General features: G+C 44.9%; 1 protein-coding gene. It reads right to left on the bottom strand.

Features of this window, described 5'->3' with window-relative positions; all coding sequences use genetic code 11:
• A partial coding sequence (locus C5471_RS22970) for a DUF637 domain-containing protein (RefSeq protein ID WP_207627451.1) occupies nt 1-2,859 on the bottom strand: 2,859 nt, incomplete at both ends.

The raw sequence follows: 2,859 nt of genomic DNA, 5'->3' as shown, positions 1-2,859 counted from the left end.
TACCTGTAACAATCGCATGGCTGATCGTTTTTCCGGGTAAACCTAACACCTGACCATTATCACCAATCAGCCCGGCCCCTTCTGCATTCATCTGATTGCCGATATTGGCAAGTAATGCGGTGGTGAAATTGTCTTTAAAGCTGCCGCCATTAATCGTTGTCCCCAGACTGGAGCTGATAATGGACTGGCCCGCAACCCGTTGAGCCACTTTGCTCCAGTCGCCGTTGCTCAGGGAAGGTAATGTTGCCTTTGATGGTTCCAGTTTTGCGCCATTCGCCGCGTTATCCCATCCCATCACCGTGTCAAAACCCGCCAGTGCGCCGCCCATTGCCATGGATGTGAAAGTGGATTTAACGGTGTCGCTGCTGCCCATCGCTTTTAAGGTTTTGGACAGATCACCCTGATTATCCACCAGGGCGACCGCCGCCTGAGAGGCCAGCGCCGCCATGCCGGAAGCTGTCGCACCGTAAGCCATTGAGCCCACAGTAGCCGCAGTGCTGGCGGTTGCCCCCGCTGCCGTCGCCGCTGAACCTGCCGTGCCTGCGGCTGATCCGGCCACAGAAGCTGTTATGCCTGCACCTGCCGTCACGGTAGCCACGGCAATCGCTATCACCGCCGAAACCACCGGATTCAGGTGCTGGCTTTTATAATCCCAGCGGTCATACGCATCGTTGACTACGTTCCATTGAACATCCTGACGTTCATTCAGTCCTTTCAACCAGGCGGTTTCCGGGGTATTACCGAAGACGGAGACGACAGCTTGTAATGACTGACCATTTTTAGCTTTGATATCAGCGCTAACACCATTTGCTGCATCTACGGTGAGTTTTCCGCCAAGATGAATAGTAGGAAGCACCCAGGTATTTTCGGTGTAACCTTTATCTGTCTGCTTGATGTAGAACCCTTTGGAATGAGTAATCGTTTGTTCAAAGGTGCTGTTGTTTACTGCTTTAAAATTAACCTGACCGTGAGTACTGGTCAGTTTGGCATTTTGATTGGTGGCGATTTTGCTGGCTTCATAAGTGCTGTCATCCCGGCTTAACAGGTTAATATCGCCGCCGGCGGTAAATTCAGTCACTTTGTTAGTAACATCATGACGGGTGTGTTTAATGGTTTTCTTTTTGCCATACCACTTACGCGTGGTCTCTGTTTTCTCATAGTGACTGGATTCTTCCATCGCCTGAGCGTACAAGTAACCGCCTTGTGCCGCCACATCCATTGCCCCTTTAGCCGCCAGTTTGGTGGCCTGGAAAAGAATACTGCCGGTTGAGATAACCGTGAGTATGCCGCCGCTGGTCAGTTCAGTGCCTTGCTGAGTCACTGATTCGGTGAATTCCCGGTTACCTTCCCGGTAGGTGTGATTCTGCACGGATTCAAAACGCATATTGCCGCCGGAGGAGAGCGTGACATCACCATCAGAAGTCAATTTAGCACCCGCGGTGGTGAGGGTCCCATTGGCTGCCATCGTCAGTTTTTTATCACCACGGATTTGAGCAATAATATGTTGGTCATCCTTGTTGTTATCATTAGCCGGGTTAATGACAGAATAAGCAAGGGACGGTAATGTGATATTTCTTCCTGCGGATAATAATGTGTTGCCATTAGCCTGTATCTGGACCGCTTTCCCATTAATATCACCGCCACTCATTATGCTGATATTATTCTTTGCCGTAATTTTGCTGCTAAGTTCTGTTGAGTCTTGCGGTAGAATATGATTTTTATATTCTAATTCGGCGGAACTCAAATCAATATCTTTTGCTGCAATTAAATAAATATCTTTCCCCGCAGAGATATCTGAGCCTTTGGCGGAAATATTATTTCCAGCATGGATTGTCAGTGATTCAAGGGCATTTAATATCCCTGATATTGGTGCATTATGACTGTTTGCTGTCTTTGATTTGGCAAAATTATAGGTGTCTGCATGGTTTTCTACGGTCACATCATTATTTGCTATCAGAGAGATATTTTTACTCGGTTGTAAATAGACGTTTTGTAAAAGGAGGTTTTTACCCGAGTTAATAGTTAAATTCCCGACGGCATCTAATTTATTGGAGACAGGATGATCATTGGTACTATGTTGGTGCCAAAGATAACCGAATTGATCACCATTATGAAATAGGATATCTCCATGACGGCTGATAGCGGTGATATCCTTTCCTTTTATATCACTTTGCCAGATATTGATATTATTGACGGCAGTCATAGATAAATTATTGGGTGCCGAAAGTGTTGAATTTTTAAGGGTAATATCGCTTTCAGAAATTATGTTTAGATCATTAGCCGCGTTGATTTTATCTTTGAGGGTGATCTCTCCACCGTGTAATAAGATATTTTTAGCCGACAGTATTTCCGGCAGCTTTTCACTGCTGGCCGGCAGGTCATAATAGAAATCTGAACTGGGGGGCGATTTATGTGGGTAGTCAGTATCAATATTAATGCTATCGCTAAAGTCGGCGATAAGATGACCTTTCGCGATGATACTTGCCCGCTCAAGGATCAGGTTGTCTTTTTTTATATCGTATTTTACTTCACCCGGCGGTAAAATATGATAACTTTTATCATCCCATTGGTGATATGTATTGATTTTTTCGAGGAGCTTATTAGACGAGAGTTTGTAGATACCGGCGGGGGTATTAAGTGAATCGGTTATAGATACATAAGTGTCTTTGGGAAAGTATTCAAAGAGATTAAAATACCCTGATGCTTCTTCCGATATTCTGCTGGTATTTAAAAGTTTTTTTCCCGTCAGGAAAATATCTTTTTCAGCTTCAATTTTGCTCAATGCCTGATTTGATAATATATCACTGTTAATATAAATATTTCCACCCGATGTGAGAACACTGGGTTGCATACTTTTTA

Source organism: Photorhabdus tasmaniensis, from assembly GCF_011189505.1.
Taxonomy (GTDB): domain Bacteria; phylum Pseudomonadota; class Gammaproteobacteria; order Enterobacterales; family Enterobacteriaceae; genus Photorhabdus; species Photorhabdus tasmaniensis.
This window is presented reverse-complemented; position numbering and strand designations above follow the sequence as displayed.